Source organism: Herminiimonas glaciei (genome assembly GCF_042664955.1).
GTDB classification, from domain to species: domain Bacteria; phylum Pseudomonadota; class Gammaproteobacteria; order Burkholderiales; family Burkholderiaceae_D; genus Oxalicibacterium; species Oxalicibacterium glaciei.
Window position 1 is genome coordinate 1,222,819 of record NZ_JBHTBU010000001.1, and the last position, 21,278, is coordinate 1,244,096.

The window sequence follows — 21,278 nt, forward strand, 5'->3', positions numbered from 1 at the left end:
TTTTTTATGCGTTCCTACCTTTTATTAATCGCGCCCACCCTGCTGCTGGCAGCCTGCACCACGGCACCTACGCCGCCACCTGCGGCCGCCGCACCGGCACAGTACAAGGAAGCCGGACTGTGGCAGGAAGGCACTGCAAACAGCACGGCGAATGTGCCTGACGACTGGTGGACCCTGTTCCAGGATCCGGTGCTGAATGACCTGGAAGGCCGCCTGGTGGTCGGCAATGAAAACCTGAAATCGCTGGTGGCACAAGTTGCCGCCGCACGTGCCGCAGTCGCCGCCAGCTATAGCGCACGCCTGCCGACCCTGTCGGTCGGCCTGGATGGTACGCGTAGCAGCAATGCGAGCAGCGCCACACGCTCGACTGCGATACAAAACCCGAGCAACAACGTTTCACTGTCCGGCAATGCAAGCTGGGAAGTTGATTTGTGGGGCCGCCTGGCACAGGCCACAACCGGTGCGCAAGCGAGCTTGCAAGCCAGCGTTGACGATCTCGCTGCGGCCCGTTTATCGGCCCAGGCCACGCTGGCCCAAACCTATTTCTCGCTGCGCACCACGGATGCCCAATTATCGGTATTGGAACGCAGCGTCGCCGCTTACCAGCGCTCGCTCGACCTGACCCAGTTCCGCTATGGCGGCGGTGTGGTGGCACGTGTCGATGTGTTGCAGGCGCAAACCCAGCTTAAGGCTGCGCAAGCACAACTGGCCGAGGCGATAGCGCAGCGTGCGATCCTCGAACACGCGATTGCCGTCCTGCTGGGCGTACCGCCATCGGCGCTGGCGCTGGAGCGCAATGCATCCTTGCCGCAAGCACCATTGGTGCCGCAAATGCTGCCGACCACCCTGCTCGAACGTCGTCCTGATATTGCCGCTGCGCAAAGACGTGTGGCCGCAGCCTACGCACAAATCGGCGTCGCCCATGCAGCCTACTTCCCGTCACTGGTCTTGTCGGCAGGTGGTGGCTATCAAAACAGTTCGTTGTCCAACCTGATCAGCGCGCCTAACCTGTTCTGGTCGCTGGGTGCATCAGTGGCGCAAGCAATTTTCGATGGCGGCCAAAGGCAGCTGGCCAGTGCGCAGGCGCAAAGCGCGGCCGACCAGGCAACTTCTGCGTATCGGCAAACGGTGCTGACTGCATTGCAGGAAGTGGAAGACAATTTGATCCTCGCCGCGCAACTGCAACAAGAAGCGCAGTTGCAACAGGAAAGCCTGGAAGCCGCACAACGCACGCTCGAAATTACGCTGGATCAATATCGTGCGGGTACCGTCAGCTACCTGAATGTGGCGATTGCACAAACCACTGCATTGGTCAGTGAAAACAATTTGCTGAGTACACAAAACCGTCGTCTTGCCGCCACCAACATCTTGCTTAAAAACATCGCCGGTCGCTGGGAGCCTGACAATCCGGATGCAGCCAAAGCGACGAAAGAAACAAAAGTCGAATAAATTCAACTGCTTGCAACAGCATATGAATCTCGATTAGCTAAAGTAAATTATGACCAGATTAGCCGTACTGCAATACCCTGATCCGCGCCTGCACACGGTGGCCGAACCTGTGCAGCAGATCACCGAAGATATCCGTCGCCTGGTCGCCGACATGACGCAAACCATGTATGCGCTCGATGGCATAGGCCTGGCCGCCACGCAGGTCGATGTGCACCTGCAAATCATCGTGCTCGATGTATCTGAAAAGGGTAACCGGCTGCAAGTCTTGATTAATCCGACCATCGTCAAGATGGGTGGCAAGGCCGAGTACGAGGAAGGCTGCCTGTCGGTGCCCGATGTATTTGAAAGCGTGCGCCGTGCGGCCTGGGTCCATGCGCGTGCGCTGGACTTGAATGGCAAGACTATCGATGTGCAGGCGGAAGGCTTAAAAGCGATGTGCATCCAACATGAAATGGATCATTTGCAAGGCATGGTATTTGTTGAACACTTGTCGCCGACCAACCAGCGCCGCATCCTCAATTCGCTAAGCAAACAAAGTCGACGTGCTGGCAGTCGTGCATTTGTCAGGTAAAACTATTTCATTTAAATCAAACGCTTGAAACAACATCTGAATGTGATCTGATTAAATCAAAATGCATTCGGATTTGCCTGATTGCCCAAAGTTGCGTGAGCAATCAGGCCTCCATATTGGTGGAAACACAGCCGGCATTAACTGCCCGGATTAAAGTTCTTCCCCAGCGATGCCGGCATATTGAGTTTGATCCAGTTCGCGTTACGCGAAATCAAGACCAACACAACGATGGTTGCAATGTATGGCAGCATCGACAATAGCTGTGAAGCAACCGGCACGCCTTTGCTCTGCATATAGAAAGTCAGGATGGTCACGCTGCTGAACAAATAGGCACCGGCCAATATGCGCGCCGGTCGCCAACTGGCGAAAGTCACCAGCGCCAATGCAATCCAGCCCCGCCCTGCCACCATTCCCTCCAGCCATTGCGAGGTATACACCAGCGACAGAAAGGCACCGGCCAGGCCGCAGCATGCACCACCAAACAAAACTGCGGCCGAGCGTATCAGGCGCACGTTATAGCCCAGAGAATGTGCCGACGATGGCGATTCACCCACTGCGCGCAGTATCAGACCGGCGCGACTGCGATACAGGAACCATACTATCGCCGCACACAAGAGCATCGAGAAATACACCATAGGATGTTGCCTGAACAAGGCGGTGCCGAAGAATGGAGTGTCCTGCAGCAAGGGGATGCTGAACTTGCTGTTTTGCAGGGTCTTGCTGACGTAATTGATGCCGATATAGGCCGACACCCCGGTACCAAACAAGGACAGCGCCAAACCGGTCGCCACCTGGTTCGCACCCAGCCATACCGTCAACCAGGCAAACAAGCCCGCCAGCAGTACTCCCGAACCGGCACCCGCAATCAGGCCCACCGTCACGCTACCGGTATGCACAGTGGTAGCGAAACCGACAATCGCGGCGACCAGCATCATGCCCTCGGTGCCGAGGTTCACTACACCCGATTTCTCGTTAATCAGCAAACCCAGCGCCGCCAGCAACAAAGGCGTGCCGGCATTAATCGATGCCGCTATCAGTAATGCCAAGGTTTCCATTATTTGCTCCCCGCGAGTCGCGCATGCAGGCTGGAGCTATCCCAGCGCAATTTGTAATTGATCAGGACATCGCAAGCCAGCAAGGAAAACAGCAGGATGCCCTGGAACACACCGGTGATGGCATTCGGGATGCCGAGACGGGATTGCGACAGCTCGCCGCCGATATAAAACAGCGCCATGATGAAGCTGGAAAAGATGACGCCGATCGGATTCAGGCGGCCGACGTAAGCCACGATAATCGCGGCGAAGCCATAGCCGGGCGAAACCGAAGGCGTCAATTGGCCGATAGGCCCCAACACTTCACACACACCGGCCAGCCCGGACAAGGCACCGCATATCATCAATGAAGTCCAGAGTGCCTTGCGTGACGAAAAACCGGCGTACAGCGCGGCCCGCGGCGCCATGCCGCCCGTTTGCAGGCGAAAACCGGCATAGCTTTTCGACAGGAATAGCCAGGCTGCAAGCGCAGCGATCAAGGCCAGCACAATGCCGAGATGCAGGCGCGTTCCCTCCATGACGATAGGCAGCAAAAATCCTTCGGAAAACATCCGCGATTGCGGGAAGTTGAAACCATCCGGATCCTTGAAAACGCCTTGCACCAGGTAGCTCAACAATAGTTGCGCGACATACACCAGCATCAGTGATACCAGTATCTCACTAGCGTTGAAACGGTCACGCAGGAAAGCAGTAATCGCAGCCCAGGCCATGCCACCCAGCATACCTGCCATCAGCACGACCGTAATCATGAGTGGGCCACCGCCGCTGCCGTTATCGAAGTACAGGCCAACCGCACCACCGGCAATCGCACCGCATACCAATTGTCCTTCCGCACCAATATTGAAGACATTGGCGCGAAAGCAAATCGCCAGTCCTGCCGAAATCATCAATAGTGGCGCAACCTTCACGCCGACTTCGGACCAGCCATGCAAATCCTTGAGCGGTTCCAGGAAAAACACTGCCAGCCCCGCCAGCGGATCCTTACCCAATAGCGCAAACAGGATTGCACCGCACAGCGCAGTCAGCAGTACAGCAAATACCGGCGACATCCACGATATGAGCCTGGACGGCCGGGCACGTGCCTCTAGCTTAAGCATAGACCACCTCCTTGAGTGGCGTGACCACGGTATCGTTCCACATACCGCTCATCCATTGCCCGATCAAGTCTATGGTCGCAGCCGAGCTGGCGATGGACGGTGAAAGCCGTCCTTTGGCGATGACCATTAAACGATCTGAAATTTGGAACAACTCGTCCAGTTCTTCGGAGATGACCAGCAAGGCGCAACCGGCATCGCGCAGTGCAACCAGCTCAGCACGGATCTGTGCGGCAGCACCGACATCGACACCCCAGGTAGGTTGCGCAACGATCAATACCTTGGGATTACGCATGACTTCACGCCCGACTATGTACTTTTGCAAATTGCCGCCGGACAGACTACGTGCGGCCGCATGCGGTCCACCCGCTTTCACGACGAAGCGCTCGATGACATCGGTCGCCATTTTGACTATCGCATGCTTGCGGATGAAGCCACCACTGATGGTTGCGCCGGTCTGGTGTGACAGCAGGATATTGTCGGCCAGCGACATATCCGGTACCGCGCCGCGCCCCAGGCGCTCTTCCGGCACAAAGCCGAGACCACGTTCACGCCGCTGTGCCGGATTGAAATGCCCGACCCGCTCGCCCTGCAGCAAGATCATCTGTGCTTCGGCACGTGGATCTTCGCCGGACAAGGCGGCCAGCAATTCCTGCTGTCCGTTGCCGGAGACGCCGGCAATACCTACTATCTCCCCTGCCCGCAATTCAAAATTGATATCCGACAGCTCAGTCGCAAACGGATGGCTCTTCTTCAAAGACAGGTTTTTTACCGCCAGCAAGGTCTGGCCCGGTGAGCGCAGCACATGCTTGATCGGCGGCGGCTCGCAACCTATCATCATGCGCGACAGGCTGGCCGCGCTCTCTTCGCGTGGATCGCAGATGCCGGTATTTTTGCCGGCGCGCACTACCGTACAGGTGTCACACAAGGCACGGATTTCATCGAGCTTGTGGCTGATGTAGAGGATGCTGCAGCCTTCCGCCGCCAGCTTGCGCAAGGTTGCAAACAACTTTTCAACCGCTTGCGGCGTCAATACCGACGTTGGCTCATCGAGGATCAGCAATTGTGGTTTCGCCAATAAGGCCCGTACGATTTCCACCCGCTGGCATTCGCCCACTGATAGCGTATGGACATGGCGCTGTGGTTCCAGCTCCAGTCCATACTGTTCGGCGGTATCTGAAATACGCCGGGCCAGCTCATCCAGTTTTGTATCGCCCGGCAAACCAAGCGCGATGTTTTCCACCACGGTCAGCGTATCGAATAGTGAAAAATGCTGGAACACCATCGCAATACCCAGCTCGCGCGCCATCGCCGGATTCGCGATATGCACTTCCTTGCCATTCCACAGCACCTTGCCGGCATCGGGTTTGACCGAACCGTAGATGATTTTCATCAAGGTTGATTTACCTGCGCCGTTTTCTCCCAGCACGGCGTGGATCTCACCGGGTTTGACGCTTAAGTTGATGCCATCATTCGCGACCACCGAAGGATAGCGCTTGCTAATACTATGAAGTTCCAGGCGATTTATCATTTGTCTCGTTTTATATTAAAAATATCTTTTCTTCTTATATAAAAACAACTCATCCTTCAGATGCTTTGCAACGATGTAAACCTGTTCCCACCTTTCATATCAATGACACATACTCGCGCCGCCAGCCTGTCAGGGTATCTGTCTGCACGTATAGGTTTTATGGCTTTTCCCTTATAGCGTCCAGCCTCAGATGGTCGGTGCAAAGATGCCCGACATGCCGACAAAGCCCGGCAAGCGCCTGACCCGTTCTATCCAGCGGCGGATCGCCGGATAATCGTCGCGCATGATGTCACCCTCGTGCGACATCGCGATGTAGGGAAAACAGGCAATGTCGGCAATGGTCGGCCGGTCCAGCGCCAGCCACTGTTGCCCTATCACTTCCATATCGGCCAGATGTTCATCAATGATCCTGAATAGCGCATGTGCATCGGCACGTGTCTTGTCGATATCCATCACATAGCCCAGCGCATCGTGCAAACGCGCAGCGGAAGCGGTACGCGTAATGTCATCGGCGACTGACAGCCACATCGCGATCTTGCCCATCGCGGCCGGATCGTTTGGATACCATGTACGTTCCGTGTCGTATTTCGCAGCGAGGTAGACCAGGATGGCCTGTGCATCGCGCAGCCTCAGTTCACCATCTTCCAGTACCGGCAGTTGACCGAATGGATTGATTTCCAGAAAGCGTTTGGATTTGTGTTCCCGGCCCGGGTAAAAGTCGATCGCGACTGTTTCGTACTGCACATTGAGTATATTCATCAACAGTCGCAGCTTGTAACAGTTACCGGACAGTTCATAGTTGTAGAGCTTGATCATGCAAATTCCTTCTATCAGTTCAGGTGAATGCTTGAATACCAAAGGCAACAGGTTTTATGCGGCCTTCAGCACGCCATATTGCAAGCCGATCTGGCGCAACCAGCGGCGATAGGCGATGGATGAGGCATCCGCGCGGGTCGGTATCTCGGTCTTTGGATCAAGCGGGATCAGCTTGGGTACCTGGTTTTCCAGGATCGGCCTGTCCTGCCCGAATATCGTTTGCTGGAAGCCGATCACCTCGCCATCGGTATGGATGTCATCAAATATCAGCAACCACAGCGTGGCCCGGCATTCATCTTCATTCACCGGTTGCACATAGACGCCGATGACATCCATCTCACCATTGCGTGTCGGGCAAGTCTTATACAAGGCCGCCGTGAACGGTTGCATCACGCGATAGGTGTAATCGACATCCAGGCCGTCAGTCGCCGAGGCCGCCGCCTTCGGTTGCCAGAAATGGCAATCGGTCGCCCACAGTTCTTCGGTTTCCGGATGCATCTCCACCTTGTATTCCTTGACCTCGGTATGCGGCTCCTTGCCCAGGATATCGGTATGCACAAAAGGGAAATGCCCCATATCGAGGAAGTTTTCAATGATCCTCAAGCCGGAAGTCTTGACACCAAAGGTGCCGCAGTCGATAAAGCGCCGGCCGGGCTGGGTAAATTCCGGAAGTGCATAGACTTCCTTCGTCGGATTGCCGAGCGAGACCCAGACAAAGCCATAGCGTTCACAGACTTTGTACTCGTCGCTCACTTGTTCATCATCGCTATGTTTGGCGGCATGCCAGTTGCCATCGGCCGCGCGCCAGACGGCGATAGGTACACTCAGCAACTGGGTCAGGAAACGTTCACCGGGCAATATCTTGCTCACGGCCGATACGACAAACCAGTCATTCAATACGACAGGATCCAATTGGACAGACATTTGCTTCTCCAGGATGATTGATGGGTGGTGTGATGGCCGGAAGTCAGGCACCGGCTTCCAGTTGCTGCCGCTGCTGCTTGAACCAGGCGTTATGCCGCTGGCGTATGCCGTTCGCATCGCCTGCCGCATGTTTGCCGCTGGCCCACAAGTAGACCGTGGATTTGTCCTCTGCCATAGGCTGGACCAGCAGGGTCAATCCGGCACCGGCCTCATCCCTGCCGGTCAGTACATACGCCTGCGGTGATTCATAGTGATGTGCGGACGCTTGCTGCAACACTTGCACCACCTTGCCGGCCGACTGGTACACGACGAAGCTGCGGCAAAACAAGGCTTGCTGTTCAGGATCGGCCAGCGCTTGCAGTTGCGGCACTTCCGCTTCCGGTGCGCCCAGGCTGGTCCAGATCATCCCGTAGCGTTCCACCGCCTGGAAAGTTTTCGCACATACGGTTTTCGGTGGCGGCAATTTGGGATGCGCCGGGATATAGGTACACTGACCGCCGCTGCCAAAGCGCCAGCCATGATAGCCACAGGACAATTGGTCATCGACGATGCGTCCCATCGTAAAGCGGGTACCGCGATGCGGGCAGCGATTGGCCCATACCTGTATCTCCCCGGCCGCATTGCGCCAGAGCGCCAATTCCTGGCCGTGCAAAAATGCCTGCACGATTTCTCCGGCCGGCACTTCGACCGAAGCTGCGACCACCGACCAGTTATTCGCCGTGTTTGTATCGAGCGTCATATTCAGTTCCCCTATTGTTTTATGTGTTGGATGCAAATTGCTTTGTAGTGCTTTCTTTACAAATCGAGTACCAGCAAGGGACTCTTGGCCCTTGATACGCAGGGCATGATCTTGTCGCAGGATTTTTTCTCGGCATCGGACAGATAGACATCGCGATGATCCGGCGTTCCCTCTAGCACGCCGGTCAGGCAGGTGCCGCAGACTCCTTGTTCGCACGAGGTCTCGATGTGGATGCCATGTGCCGCCAATGCTTCGGTGATCGGCATGCCCGCGGGAACCGCATAGGTGCCGCCTGTGCGTGCCAGCCTGACTTCGAATGACTCTTGCTCACCGGCCAGCGACAAGGGATCGGCGCTAAAGTATTCGAGATGCACCGCTTGCGGTGGCCAGGTCGCGGCGGCCGTGGTTTCCACCATGTCCATGAATACGCGGGGGCCGCACAGATAGAGCGAACCGTTTTCCGGGTATTGCCACAACAATTTGCGCAGGTAGGCACGCAGCCCTTCCGGTTCCAGCGCGTAATGGAATTTCACCCTCCCCTGGAATTCCGGGCCGGACAGGAATGCATGGAAAGCCGTGTGTGCAATCGAACGCGTAAAGTACTGCAGCTCGAACTGAATGCCCTGCGCCAGCAGATGGCGTGCCATTGACAGGACCGGCGTCACACCTATCCCACCCGCCAGCAACAGATAAGGCCCTTGCGATGGCTCCAGCGGGAAGTTATTGCGGGGTGCGCTGATCTTGATCAGGTCGCCTTCGCTGATGACCTCATGCATGGTTTGCGAACCACCACGGGAAGTCACTTCCTTCTTCACGGCAATCAGGTAGCGGTCGCGGTCGTCCGGCCCGTTGCACAGGGAGTACTGGCGAATCAGTCCCTCCCCCATATGCACATCAATGTGGGAACCCGGCGTAAAGGCAGGCAAAGCTTCACCGGATACACTGCGTAATTCGAACGACTTGATATCGCAAGCCTCTTGCGTAATTTTGTTAACGCGGACAGTAAGAGTAGTCATATGCTGCTTTCTGCGCTTTCAGCGAGACCCGCCACCCGGCCTCGCGGCGGCGGTCTGTTGCAACTGGTTAAATAAAAGAGGATGGGAAAGGCGGCTAGCTTCTCGGCAAATTGCCCTGCATGCCTTCGACAAACCAATTGATGCCCTTGAGCTGGTCGTCAGGCAAGGTGGATCCGGCGGCCACCCGCTCCTTGCCGCTTTGATCGCGGATCGGTCCGGCGAAGGGATGCAGCTTGCCGGCAATAATGGCTTGCTCCTGCTGTGCCACATGGGCCAGCACATCCTTCGGAATCGCCGGGTTGTAAGGACTCATTTTCACCACGCCGGTTTTCAATCCGTCCCAGCGATGGCTGGATTTCCAGGTGCCGTCCATGACGGTGCGCGCGGCGTTGATGTACTCACTACTCCAGTCGACGACAAAGGAAGTCAGGTGTTTTTTCGGACCGTATTTGGACATATCGCTGGCATAACCCACTGTCCATACGCCTTTTTCTTCACCGACCTGTACCGTGGTCGGCGTATCCGTCATCGACATCACGACGTCGGCACCTTCGGAAATCAGCGCATTCGCAGCATCCCGTTCCTTCGCCGGGTCATACCAGGAAGACAGCCAGATCACCTTGCAGCTCGCTTTCGGATTGACGCTGCGCGCACCGAGCAGGAAGGCATTCGCCGGTCCCAATATATCCGGCACCGGGAAACCGCCGATGAAGCCCAGCACATTGCTTTTGCTCATTTTGCCGGCCACGATGCCAGCCAGGTAGGTGCCTTCGTAATAGCGTGCTTCGAAGGCCCCCATGTTTTTCAGCGTCTTGATGCCGGAACATAATTCGAATGTGGTCTTCGGCATCGACTGCGCGACTTTCATCATCGGCGTCATATGCGAGAAACTGGTGCCGATGACCAATTTGTTGCCCTGATTAGCCAGGTCACGAAATACCCGTTCCGCATCCTGTGCCTGCGACACGCCTTCCACCTTGACCACCTTGATCTTGCCCGGGAAGGCCGCCTCCATCGCCTGCCGCGCCAGGTCATGCTGTTTGGTCCAGCCTACATCCCCTATCGGTGACACATAGGCAACGGCAACCTTCAAGACTTCATCCGCAAAAGCATCCATGGCGCGCCCACCTAATGCGGTGGTCAAACCGAGGGCCGAAAGCTGTTTCAGGAAATCACGACGGGTATCTCTCAACATGATATGTCTCCAATTTTGTAAGTTTTATACTTGCCCAGGCCCGTTTCTTCTGCGGAACGATGCCTGTACGATGGTTCTGTTGCTATGTATCGTGCGGCGTCTTCAGGCCGCCTTTTGCACGCCGTACTGCACTCCTTTCTCGCGCAACCAGCGTCTGTAGGCAATCGACATTGCATCGGCCCGGGTCGGGATTTCCGAGCGCGGATCGAGCGGGATCAGCTTGGGTAGTTGGTTTTCCAGGATGGGCTTGTCCTGCCCGAAGATGAGATGCATGAAGGAGATCAGTTCGGCGTCATCGCTCTCGGTATCGAAATAGGCAAAGATGGCATGCGCCAGGCAGCGGTCTTCGTCCAGCGGCTGGATCAGCAGGAAGATAATGTCGAACTCACCCGGCCGGGTCGGGCAACTCTTGTACAGCATGGTGGTAAAGGGCTGCATGACGCGGTAGGTGTACTCGACTTCCATGCCGCCGCTGGCGGTAGGTGCCGCCTTCGGCTGCCAGAACTTGCACTCGGTGGCCCATATTTCCCCGGTATCGGTGCGCACGTCGACCTTGTAGTCCTTGACTTCGGTATACGGTTCCTTGCCCAGCCAGTCCGTGTGGACAAAGGGAAAATGCGCCATATCCAGGAAATTTTCGACGATGCGCAAACCGGAAGTGTGTACCCCGATTGCGCCGCAATTGATGATGCGCCGCCCGGGCTGGCTGAACTCGGGCACATCGAACAAGTCGCTTTGCGGCTCACCCAGCGAAACCCAGATACTGTCGTAGCGCTCCTGCACCCGATATACACCGGCTTCGGCCGGGGCTGCGCTTCCGTGTGGTGCCGCATGCGCCTGACCGGCAGCATCACGCCACACCTTGAGGTCTTGTCCGAGCAAACGCGTATAGATGATTCCGTCAGGCTGCAGGGTGCGCGCCGCCGCAACCACAAACCAGTCGTTCAGTACGACCGGGTCCTTGGTAATATGCATCGTCTCCTCCGTGAACAATCGTTCAATCGCGGGTCCAGTGCAGATCATTCCGCATCTCTTGACCCCCTTTATTGCAAGCCTGGACCTCTGTACTTCACACCGGCTCTGTTATGATTTCAATGCCTTTGGTGCCAGATCAATCTTGCAGATGTGGGGCACTATAGTTTTTCTCGAAGCGCTGCATAAGGGGATTCATGGGAATGTCTATTTCATTTGTGGCACAGTGGTTTTTACAATGCCGGAAACACGATGATTGACATCAAGCTGATTGAGTCCTTCGTGCTCCTGATGCGAAACGGCAGCCTGGGGCGCGCCGAAAACGAAGGCGGCATCCCCAAGACGACCATCAGTCGCCAGATCGCCAAGCTGGAAGAAATACTGGGGGTGCAATTATTCCTGCGCTCCACCCGTCGCATCGCACCGACGGAAGCCGGCACTGCTTTCTATGCGCATTGCGAGAGGATTATTGCGGACTTGAATGCCGGATTCGCTACGGCGCAGACGGATATACAAAACCTGTCCGAAGGATTGCGCGGTGATCTCTACCTGCTGACCAATAACCACCTGAGTACCAGCTTTGTTTCCCGCGTCCTCGGCTTGTACCTGGATAGCTATCCGGGCGTAACCTGCCATCTGGATCTGGTCGGCGAGGAAATCACCAGCATTCCGGATAATGTTGATTGCTATGTTTGCTCGCAACCGCCGAACCAGCCGAACCTGGTGGCCAAGTTGCTGGGAAACCTCACTTACCGGCTGTATGCCAGCCCGGAATATTTACGCCGCAACGGCACGCCGACACGTCCGGAAGACCTGGAGCGACACCCGCGTATCGTACTCACGACTTCGCCACGCGCGGGCGGTTGGCATTTGCGTTCGCAGGACGCATCCTTCCATAGCCAACCCCGGACCATTGTGACAACCAACGATTACTGGGTCACCAAAACCTTTGCAATAGATGGATACGGTATTGTTTTGCTGCCGGATTTTTTTACCCGGCCGGAAATCGACGCAGGCATTTTGATCCCGCTGCTGCCGGACTGGCATGCGGATAAAGTACCGGTATACTGCGTTTATCAGCAGCAACGTTATATGGGAAGAAAGCTAAGGGCGCTGGTGGACCTGATGGCGGATAGCTTCATGCAGATCGAAACCTTCCAGCGCTATGTGGGGCATGCGATCCCGAAACGTCGCGAAAAATGAATCCGGAAGGCAATTGTTAAATAATTTTATTTCATTTAAATTCAAATACTTATTAAGTAATTTGAATTTAAATTATCAGGTCATTTAACCGGTTCATTCTTTCGCCAAATGCGCCTCAACCGGCGCCATGGCACCGGTCGCCGGATGCCGCAACTTGCTGACGCGCGCCACCAGCACCTGCTCCAATTGCTCCCGCTCCAGTTTGTGTCGTGCCAGGAAGTCATCCGGGATTTCAATCTCGGCCGTCACTATCCCCTGCTCCCGGGAAATAATCAGCTCGCTGACTTTGCCAAATAGATCAATTTGCAAACCCGTCACCGGATTACGGATATCGATGAAGCGCGGTTCTATCGCGTTGATGAATTGCTGCTCATTCAGGGAATTGAGGACCGGGAAACAACCGGTGATTTCTATTTTCGTCTTCATCTTTATTTGTTTGATAAAACTGTCTACGCCATCACAACATTTCCACATGGAAATATTATCGACGCAATAAAGCGCATATTATCGGCTGTTCGTTGCGCTTTAACAAAATTAGTGGCTTGCAAATTCTCTTTTGGCAATAAAATCGCGGGCCGCAAGATGACTTGATATAAAATTCCGCCTTCCCCGCTTCTTTTACCGCCACTTAGCCGCCGTAGAGAATGAAAACCAAGCTCGCGCCAACTATCCGCTCCAAGCTGGTTTTACTCGTCATGGCGTGCGTGGTGCCGGCGGCCCTGATGGCCGTCCTCTTGATCACCCATGATTATCAACGGGCGCGTGATCAACTGCTGCTGAACTCCTTAAGTACCGCCCGCGCCATGGTTTCAGTGGTCGATCGGGATTTTGCCAGTATCGAATCGTCACTGATTACGCTGGCCACCTCACCCTACCTCGCATCGAACAATTTGCACGCCTTTTACAACCAGGCGCAAGAAGTACTGAAAAACCAACGCGATCAGGATGGCATCAATATCGTGCTATCGGACAGCCAGGGCAATCAATACCTGAATACCCACCAGGCCTTCGGTTCCGCACTGCCGCCGCATACCGAAATCATCCGCCTCGAAGAATTGTTCAAAAGTGAGCAACCGGTTATCTCGGACCTGTTCTTTGGTACCGTATCCAAGCAAAACCTGTTTGCCATCACGGTACCGGTTCCGGGCGGACGCGAACCCCGTTTCAGCCTGAGCGCCGGGGTGTTACCGGAGCGCATGGATAAGCTGCTGCAACAGCAACACATACCGGAAGGCTGGATTGCAGCTATTTTCGATAGCACCGGCACCATCGTCGCCCGCACCGGCAAACGGCCCGAGCTGATCGGTAAAAAAGGCGTGCCGGAAATCGTCAAACGCATGCGTAGCACCAATGAAGATATGTTCGAGAGTGTGACCTACGACGGTACTGCGGTGCAAACCGTCTTCAGCCGCTCCAAACTATCGAACTGGGCGCTCGCCATCGGCATCCCGACGCAAGACATCATGCATGAATTGCGCAACACCCTGTTCCTGCTGATCCTGGCCACCATCATCCTGCTCGCCTGTAGCGTGGCGGCAGCGTGGCTGATCGGCGGTCGTATTGCCGATTCCATTCACGGCCTGACCGGCCCGGCACTGGCTTTGGGTGCGGGCAAACTGGTAACAGTGCCGCCACTGCATTTGCGTGAAGCAGATGAAGTCGGCACTTCGCTGGCACGCGCATCCGAAATGCTGCACCAGGCACAGCACCAGGCCAACCACGATGTATTGACGGGTTTGGCAAACCGGGCCTTGTTCCACGAAATCGTCAGCCAGCAACTGGCGCTGTGCGAACGCAACAAGTCTGTCCTGTCCATCCTCTATATCGACCTCGATGGTTTCAAGGCCGTCAATGACAAGCATGGCCATGAAGCCGGCGACAAATTGCTACGCGCAGTCGCCAGCCGCCTGAAAACCAATAGCCGTCATTCCGACGTGGTGGCACGCCTGGGCGGCGATGAATTTGCGATGGTGATGGTCGGTGCGCACATGGAAAATGCACGTTTTGTTGCAGAAAAGCTGGTGGAAGCGATCTCCGCCCCGTATGTGCTGGACGACACGCTGACGTCACATATCTCTGCCAGTATTGGCGTCGCGACTTACCCGGAATCCGGCACCACCAGCGAAGCCTTGCTGCATCGGGCCGATGGTGCCATGTACAAGGCCAAAAACCTCGGACGCCGACGGGTCGCACTCGCCACGCCGCATTAGCAGCGGCACCCTATCAATTTACCTGAGGGTAAAAGAATCAAGAAGGACCAAGAAATGCGTTTTACCCCGGACACCCTCACGCTCCTGCGTCACCCAGCCCTGCGTACCTTGCTCGGCCTGGGCCTGGCCGCAAGCTGCCTGAATACCCATGCGGCACGTCCGATGATTACCGATGATGCGCGCATTGTTGATGCCAAGGCTTGCCAGGTCGAGAGCTGGGTCAAAAGCAATAAGGGTAGTACCGAATACTGGGCCATCCCGGCCTGTAACTTCACCGGCAACCTGGAAGTCAGCTTCGGCGGCTCCGCCATCAATCAAAACGGCAGTACCCAAAACCAGAGCTATGTAATCCAAGGTAAAACCTTGTTCAAAACCCTGGAACCAAACGGCTGGGGCATAGGCCTGGCCTTTGGTAATGCGATGCAGCCGCGCTCGGATACTGAACGTCACTTGCTGAGTTCACCGTATGCCTACGTCCCCGCCAGTTTTTCATTCAAGGATGACCGCTTCGTCCTGCATACCAATGTCGGCTGGCTGCATGACAAGCCCAATAATCGCAATCGCGCGACCTGGGGACTGGGTTCCGAGACCCAATTGGCTGAACGTACCTGGCTGATTGCGGAAACTTTCGATCAAAGCGCAGGCAAGCCGTTTTATCAACTGGGTGTGCGCCACTGGCTGGTGCCTGACCATGTGCAAATCGATACCACCTACGGCAATCGCTTTGGCAGCGGCAGCGAAGAGCGCTGGATTTCGATAGGTTTGCGCCTGTTATCCGTGCCCTTCCTGCCGTAAGAAAAATCAGGCGGGAGCCTGCGCTGCCCTGGCGACCAGCGTTTCCCTTATCACCTGGCGCAAATGCGCCGCATCGACCGGCTTATGCAGTAAAGGCCAACCACGTGCCGTCGCTTCCGCCAATCGTTGCGGATCAGTGTCACCGGTCATCAGGATGGCGGGGATGCTGTCATCCGCATATTCTTCATGCAGGCGATCAATCACGGCGATGCCGGTTTCATGCTCGCGCAAGCGAAAATCCGTCAGGATCAGCGCCGGCACTTCGGGGCAATTACCCGCAGCCTGCACGATCTCATTACCGCTGGCTGCAGCCACTACCTGATAGCCCCAGGTTTCCAGCAAAAGTCGTATGCCGTGCAAATTGTCCTCATCATCTTCAATCACAAAGATGGTTTGTCCTGATGGCAGGCCGGGCGCATGCTCAGGCTTGCTGACGCTGGCCGTCATCGCGTGCCCTTCCGCCACACTATGCACCGGCACGCTGAGTTTGAAGACGCTGCCGCGACCCGGGCGCGAATGCAGGATCAGGCGGTGCCCAAGCAAATCTGCCGTGCGACGCACAATCGCCAGTCCGAGGCCCAGGCCCTTGCTCTGGTTACGTTCCGGATTGCCGACCTGATGGAACTCCATGAAAATCTTGTCCTGATCGGCGGCTGCAATACCAACCCCGGTATCCCACACTTCGACTTGCACAAACTTGTCGCGCCGGCGACAAGCGATCAAGACACCGCCGCTTTGCGTATGCCGTATCGCGTTATCAACCAGGTTGCGCAAGATGCGATCCAGCAAGACCGGATCCGAATAGACGGCAGGCACCGCGCCGCGATGCAAGCGCAATAACAAGGACTTGGCTGCCGCACGCGGCGCATATTCCAGTTGCAATTGATCGAGTAAGGCGGTCAGTGAACAATGTCGTAAACGCGGACGGATCACCCCCGCATCCAACCGTGAAATATTCAGCAAGCCATCGAACAGGCGCCCCATCGCCGCAGTTGCACGTTCAATGTGGTCCACCAGTTGCCGGCTTTTTGCATTCAGGCTTTGTTCGCGCAATACACCAACATACAGGCTCAGCGCATGCACCGGTTGCCGCAAGTCGTGGCTGGCGGCGGCGAGGAATTGCGACTTCGCCTGGTTGCTGCGATCCGCACTCTCCTTGCTGCGTTCGGCCGCTTCCTTTTCAATCGCCAGTCGCGCCAGCAAATCACGATTTTCAAAACGCATTTGCAGCGAATCACGTTGCGTCCTGTACATGCGCAATGCGAAAGCCAGCGTGACCAATAGATACAGCATGCCGGCCAGCGCCAACACATGGTGCAAGGTATCCGGATCCAGGCCGAGGGCGAGGAAAGGCGGAAAAAAATACGGGATTTCAAATGCCAGCAAGAGTGGCATGTAGATGCAGTAGGCGTAAATCGCACCGGTCCCCAGCGTCAGCAAACCGATAATCATGAACATCTGGTATTCGAACGGTGCCTGGAACAACCAATATGCATAAGGCAGTCCCCACACGATACCGGCCAGTCCGGTCGACCACAGCATGCGCCGGCTCCAGCGCCGCAGCGCAGATAAATCCTGCGGCTGGTAAGTGCGCAGGAGCGCGATACGCAAGCCCAGCACCAGCACGTTCATGCCCAGCCACAGCAACAACTCGCGTTGCGACAGTACATCCCACAGCGCGATCACAACCAGTCCGGCGGTCAGCAAGGAACCGAACAAGGCGAATGGAAAATTACGTCGCAATATCGCCATCTGGGCGATAAAAATCTCATCTGCGTGCGGAATCGGGTCTTGGTCGGTAAGCGTCATGTTGCCGAGTTTTACACAAAACAATGTTCCGCACATAAGACTTTAGTCGTATCTGCGGCTGTGCGTGGATGACGCGTGTTGACGGCAGGCGCGATGCTGGCCTGGGTGGAGCAGACAGAGGGGAAGACATCACCCCGGGCAGAAGCTTGCCTGCCCGGGGTGAAAGGATGGATATGTTTAACCGCGATACAGCTCGTCGAGACGTTTCTTCTCTTTGTCTTCCGGACTAGGCGGCGCTGATGGATTTTGCGGCTGGGTCTGAGGCTCGGTGCTTGGGCCGGGATTGAACATACGCTCCCAGAAGCCCTTCTGCTCTTCCACATCCAGCGATTTGACCGAATCGCCATTGACGTATTCGTCATACGACCAGTCACCATCGACTTGCGTGACACCCGGCGGAGCGACCTTCGCCATCTCCGGTTTGCCGCGCAAGGCGGTGCGCATATAGTCGATCCAGATCGGCAAGGCCAGGGTGCCACCAAATTCACGGCTACCCAAAGAGCGTGGCTTGTCGTAACCCATCCATGCAACGGCAACGATATCGCGACCGTAACCGGCGAACCAGCCATCCATCGCATTATCGGTAGTACCGGTTTTACCGGCGAGGTCATTACGTCCGAGGCGCTGGCTGGCCAGATAGCCGGTACCGGAACGCACGACATCGCGCATCATCGAATCGGTAATGAAGGCATTGCGCGGATCGATCGCACGCGCGGTTTCATCACCCGCCTGCGGATGCTGCGCTTCCAGCAAGACATTGCCGCGCGCATCAACTACTTTCTGGATCAGGTAAGGCGCAACCTTGAAACCGCCATTGGCAAATACCGCGTACGCCCCAGCCATCTGCAAAGGTGTGACCGAACCGGTACCCAAAGTCAGTGTCAGGTTGGACGGTTGCTTGTCCGCGTCGAAACCGAAGTGCGTCAGGTGTTCAATTGCATACGCCGGCGTGATTTTGCGCAGGATGCGGATGGATACCAGGTTTTTCGAACGCTTCAAACCGGTACGCATAGTCACCGGACCATCGTATTTTCCATTGTCATTACCCGGATTCCAGGCTTTGCTGCCCTGCTCCGAATCGCTGTCTTCGGCCAGCGGCGCATCATTGATCAGCGTACCCGGCGAGAATCCCTTTTCCAGGGCAGCTGAATAAACGAAAGGCTTGATAGTCGAACCCGGCTGGCGCCAGGCTTGCGTGACGTGGTCAAACTGGTTCAATGCAAAGTCAAAACCACCGACCAAAGCGCGTATCGAACCATCCTGGCCGTTGACCGCGACAAAGGCGGCGGCAACTTCCGGCAATTGCGAAATCGCCCACTTCTTCTTGCTGTCCTGCACCACACGGATCACGGAACCCGGTGTCAATTTCTTTTGTGCCGTCGCTTTCTCGGACAGATAAGCAGCGGCAAAGCGCAAACCTTCACCGGTAATCTCCACCGATTCACCGGACAACAACTCGGCACGTATCAGCTTGGGCGTCGCTTCGGTCACTACCGCTGCACGCAAGTCATCGCTATCCGGATACTTGACCAGGGTATCGTCGATAGCCTGCTGGCGATCTTCGGCATCCTTGGGTAAATCTATCGAACCTTCGGGACCGCGATAACCATGACGACGGTCGTAATCCAGCACGCCACGGCGCACCGCATCATAGGCGGCATCCTGATCCGCCTTGGTCAGCGTGGTATAGACAGTAAATCCACTGGTGTAAGTCTCGTCTTTGTACTGTGCGTACATGAACTGGCGCACGGTTTCCGCTGCGTGTTCGGCATGGGTGCGGAAGCGATTGCCATCCGGCAGCACATTCAGTTTTTCCGCTGCGGCATGTTTGTACTGTTCATCGGTAATGAACTTCAATTCATGCATGCGCTTGAGGATGTATTGCTGGCGTTCGGTCGCACGTTTCGGATTGACCACCGGGTTGGCACTGGCCGGCGCCTTCGGAATACCTGCCAGCATCGCCGATTCTGCAATCGTCAGGTCCTGGATCGGTTTGCCGAAATATATACGGGCGGCGCTGCCGAAACCGTAAGCACGTTCACCCAGGTAGATCTGATTCATATACAACTCGAGAATCTGGTCTTTCGTCAGGTTCTTTTCGATCCGGTATGCAAGGATCACTTCCTGCAGTTTGCGGCTGTAAGTCTTCTTACGCGTCAGCAGGAAGGTACGCGCCACCTGCATGGTAATGGTCGATGCGCCCTGCGAACGGCTGCGCACCAGGTTGGCGAGACCTGCCCGCACAACACCCAGCACGTCGACGCCGCCATGCTCATAGAAATTATTGTCTTCGATCGCGATAATCGCGTTCTTCATGCTGGCAGGAATGTTCGCTACCGATACGAAGTCGCGGCGCTCTTCGCCGAATTCGCCGATCAGGACCTTATCGGCGGTATACACACGCAGTGGAATCTTGGGTTTGTAGTCAGTCAGCGCATCGATAGACGGCAAATTCGGCACGATAAAGAGCAGCGTGTAAGCGACGCCCAGGATGGCTACGAAGATGGAAGCGATGAAGCCGGCGATGGCTGCTTGGCGGAGCTTGATATTGGTTGGTCGTTCAGACCAGGCAACAAACTGTGATGAAATGTACGAGAAAAACCGCAACGCGATCCCCTATTAAGTCTTGGCGTCGCAACTTTAGCAGGCATTGAGCATTTAAGTTGAAACCAATTGTTATCTTGCTAGAAATACATTCTTTTTATACATACCCTGTGGCAGCAGCACATACAGCAAGGCCCGCTAATGCGGGCCGTTACCATACACGAAGTTTACGCCTGCAAATCTTGCAGGCGGGGCTTATCTCCGGCCTATTTCATTACCGATGACGCCGCCAACCGCCGCGCCACCTACGGTGCCGAGCGTGCTGCCACCGGTCAGGATGGCACCACCGACCGCGCCGATACTGGCACCGGTCACCATATTCCGGTCACGACGTGACATGCCGCTGCAAGCGGTAAGACTCAAGACCACGACTGCAATCACAGCGGTACCGGCAATTCTTTGCATCATTTTCATTAATAAGACCTCTAGGTAGTAATAGCGACTAAAACGGGTGGGCAAAAAGTTGATTACCTGTCACTGACAGCGGATACCGCCGAAAGATTCCCTTGCGGCCCAATCAAATATAAATGATTGCCCTGCTTCAATAAAAACTGCTGCTTCTAATGTCTTTTACGGCCCGAACCGGATTTCCTGCCGCCACCGGAAATCTTGTTTTCCGTGGCCCAGGCACGTCGGGTGGCTTCCTCTTTCGATAAGCCCTGCTCCAGATAGCCTTCTTCTATATGTTTGACCTGGCGTTTTTGCTTGTCTGTATATGATGATTTATCACCGCGCGGCATTTGATTCTCCTTTGCAATAAGAGGCACTATGCGTTGCCTGCCTCTATCCTAGGGAAACGGGATGGGCTTTGCTATCAGACAATGCAGATGATTTGCGTAGGAACAGAGGAAGGGACAACAAGACAGGCGGGTTGTCGACAAATAAAGCCGGGCAGGATTTTGTACAAATAATTCGCATTTCGCTATATACGTTTAAATATAGCTAGCTATAATCAGGCATCACCACCGTATTCAGGTTTGCATTATGAGCATCACACAATATCAGGCCTCGGCCGTCGACCAGGCCATCATGGAATCGCGGCGCGAAGTCTACAAAGGCTGGAAAATCCTGGTCGAAATCTCCGGCGCGTCACGTTACGAAGATCCGGCCGTTTGCATGTATGCCCCGCGCATCGTCGTTACCGAGCAGCTTTCCATCGGCTTCCGTGAGCTGGATGTGGCCACCGAACACTGTTTTTTGACACCGGCACAATGCCTGCAAGGCGGGATGATGATTGCGCGCGATTTTATTGACCGCCGTCGTTAGCAGTTTTCCCATCCTTTGGTAGAATGCCCGCC

The 21,278-nt window shown here is 55.6% G+C and carries 20 protein-coding genes; 6 read left to right on the plus strand and 14 right to left on the minus strand.

The genetic code is table 11. The annotated features are described in order from the left end of the window. The first annotated feature begins 6 nt into the window (after nt 1-6). Together ACFQPC_RS05375 and def are read left to right on the plus strand one after the other, a co-directional pair. Nucleotides 7-1,449, plus strand: coding sequence for an efflux transporter outer membrane subunit (locus tag ACFQPC_RS05375; RefSeq protein WP_382270598.1), 1,443 nt, complete (start codon nt 7-9; stop codon nt 1,447-1,449). Nucleotides 1,450-1,498: 49 nt separating this feature from the next. Continuing rightward, the gene (gene def, locus ACFQPC_RS05380) at nt 1,499-2,020 is read left to right on the plus strand and encodes a peptide deformylase (RefSeq protein WP_382270600.1); all 522 of its coding nucleotides are present in this window, start codon (nt 1,499-1,501) and stop codon (nt 2,018-2,020) included. Between the two features lie 137 nt (nt 2,021-2,157). On the opposite strand, the gene ACFQPC_RS05385 is transcribed toward def, so the two are convergent. The 9 genes from ACFQPC_RS05385 to ACFQPC_RS05425 all read right to left on the minus strand — a co-directional run bounded on the left by ACFQPC_RS05385 (nt 2,158) and on the right by ACFQPC_RS05425 (nt 11,362). Continuing rightward, nucleotides 2,158-3,075, minus strand: a complete 918-nt coding sequence (locus tag ACFQPC_RS05385) for an ABC transporter permease (RefSeq protein WP_382270602.1) — start codon at nt 3,073-3,075, stop codon at nt 2,158-2,160. After that, entirely contained in the window at nt 3,075-4,169 is a 1,095-nt protein-coding gene (locus ACFQPC_RS05390; protein ID WP_382270603.1) for an ABC transporter permease, read from the minus strand. Before ACFQPC_RS05390 ends, ACFQPC_RS05385 begins: the two co-directional genes overlap by 1 nt. Beyond that, nucleotides 4,162-5,697, minus strand: a complete 1,536-nt coding sequence (locus tag ACFQPC_RS05395) for an ABC transporter ATP-binding protein (RefSeq protein WP_382270604.1) — start codon at nt 5,695-5,697, stop codon at nt 4,162-4,164. Before ACFQPC_RS05395 ends, ACFQPC_RS05390 begins: the two co-directional genes overlap by 8 nt. 186 nt (nt 5,698-5,883) lie before the next feature. Continuing rightward, complete coding sequence (locus tag ACFQPC_RS05400; RefSeq protein WP_382270606.1) at nt 5,884-6,513, minus strand: glutathione S-transferase family protein; 630 nt, start codon at nt 6,511-6,513, stop codon at nt 5,884-5,886. Nucleotides 6,514-6,567: 54 nt separating this feature from the next. Then, a complete protein-coding gene (locus ACFQPC_RS05405; protein WP_382270607.1) occupies nt 6,568-7,437 on the minus strand; it encodes an aromatic ring-hydroxylating dioxygenase subunit alpha in 870 nt (289 codons plus the stop codon). A gap of 43 nt (nt 7,438-7,480) precedes the next feature. Further along, on the minus strand, nt 7,481-8,176 hold the full coding sequence (locus ACFQPC_RS05410) for a Rieske 2Fe-2S domain-containing protein (RefSeq protein ID WP_382270608.1): 696 nt from the start codon (nt 8,174-8,176) through the stop codon (nt 7,481-7,483). 56 nt (nt 8,177-8,232) lie between these two features. Beyond that, entirely contained in the window at nt 8,233-9,192 is a 960-nt protein-coding gene (locus ACFQPC_RS05415) for a PDR/VanB family oxidoreductase (RefSeq protein WP_382270610.1), read from the minus strand. Nucleotides 9,193-9,286: 94 nt separating this feature from the next. Further along, nucleotides 9,287-10,387, minus strand: a complete 1,101-nt coding sequence (locus ACFQPC_RS05420) for a BMP family ABC transporter substrate-binding protein (protein ID WP_382270611.1) — start codon at nt 10,385-10,387, stop codon at nt 9,287-9,289. Between the two features lie 102 nt (nt 10,388-10,489). Beyond that, the gene (locus ACFQPC_RS05425; protein ID WP_382270612.1) at nt 10,490-11,362 is read right to left on the minus strand and encodes an aromatic ring-hydroxylating dioxygenase subunit alpha; all 873 of its coding nucleotides are present in this window, start codon (nt 11,360-11,362) and stop codon (nt 10,490-10,492) included. 249 nt (nt 11,363-11,611) lie between these two features. Between ACFQPC_RS05425 and ACFQPC_RS05430 the strand changes: the two genes are divergently transcribed. Further along, nucleotides 11,612-12,562, plus strand: a complete 951-nt coding sequence (locus tag ACFQPC_RS05430; RefSeq protein WP_382270614.1) for a LysR family transcriptional regulator — start codon at nt 11,612-11,614, stop codon at nt 12,560-12,562. A gap of 93 nt (nt 12,563-12,655) precedes the next feature. On the opposite strand, the gene ACFQPC_RS05435 is transcribed toward ACFQPC_RS05430, so the two are convergent. After that, nucleotides 12,656-12,988 (minus strand): hypothetical protein, encoded by a 333-nt coding sequence (locus tag ACFQPC_RS05435; protein ID WP_382270616.1) that lies wholly within the window; start codon nt 12,986-12,988, stop codon nt 12,656-12,658. Nucleotides 12,989-13,206: 218 nt separating this feature from the next. On the opposite strand from ACFQPC_RS05435, the gene ACFQPC_RS05440 reads away from it, so the two are divergent. Together ACFQPC_RS05440 and ACFQPC_RS05445 are read left to right on the plus strand one after the other, a co-directional pair. Continuing rightward, a complete protein-coding gene (locus ACFQPC_RS05440) occupies nt 13,207-14,772 on the plus strand; it encodes a sensor domain-containing diguanylate cyclase (RefSeq protein WP_382270618.1) in 1,566 nt (521 codons plus the stop codon). Nucleotides 14,773-14,826: 54 nt separating this feature from the next. Next, on the plus strand, nt 14,827-15,567 hold the full coding sequence (locus ACFQPC_RS05445) for a hypothetical protein (protein ID WP_382270620.1): 741 nt from the start codon (nt 14,827-14,829) through the stop codon (nt 15,565-15,567). Between the two features lie 6 nt (nt 15,568-15,573). On the opposite strand, the gene ACFQPC_RS05450 is transcribed toward ACFQPC_RS05445, so the two are convergent. The 4 genes from ACFQPC_RS05450 to ACFQPC_RS05465 all read right to left on the minus strand — a co-directional run bounded on the left by ACFQPC_RS05450 (nt 15,574) and on the right by ACFQPC_RS05465 (nt 20,720). Continuing rightward, nucleotides 15,574-17,376: an ATP-binding response regulator gene (locus ACFQPC_RS05450; RefSeq protein WP_382270621.1), complete on the minus strand. Its 1,803-nt coding sequence runs from the start codon at nt 17,374-17,376 to the stop codon at nt 15,574-15,576. A gap of 177 nt (nt 17,377-17,553) precedes the next feature. Further along, on the minus strand, nt 17,554-19,983 hold the full coding sequence (locus ACFQPC_RS05455) for a penicillin-binding protein 1A (protein WP_382270623.1): 2,430 nt from the start codon (nt 19,981-19,983) through the stop codon (nt 17,554-17,556). A gap of 192 nt (nt 19,984-20,175) precedes the next feature. Next, nucleotides 20,176-20,394 (minus strand): glycine zipper 2TM domain-containing protein, encoded by a 219-nt coding sequence (locus ACFQPC_RS05460; RefSeq protein ID WP_041296481.1) that lies wholly within the window; start codon nt 20,392-20,394, stop codon nt 20,176-20,178. Nucleotides 20,395-20,540: 146 nt separating this feature from the next. Continuing rightward, nucleotides 20,541-20,720: a hypothetical protein gene (locus tag ACFQPC_RS05465; RefSeq protein ID WP_382270625.1), complete on the minus strand. Its 180-nt coding sequence runs from the start codon at nt 20,718-20,720 to the stop codon at nt 20,541-20,543. A 244-nt stretch (nt 20,721-20,964) separates the two neighbouring features. Here ACFQPC_RS05465 and ACFQPC_RS05470 point away from each other — a divergent pair, with 244 nt between their 5' ends. Beyond that, nucleotides 20,965-21,246, plus strand: a complete 282-nt coding sequence (locus tag ACFQPC_RS05470) for a hypothetical protein (RefSeq protein ID WP_382270626.1) — start codon at nt 20,965-20,967, stop codon at nt 21,244-21,246. Nucleotides 21,247-21,278 lie beyond the last annotated feature (32 nt).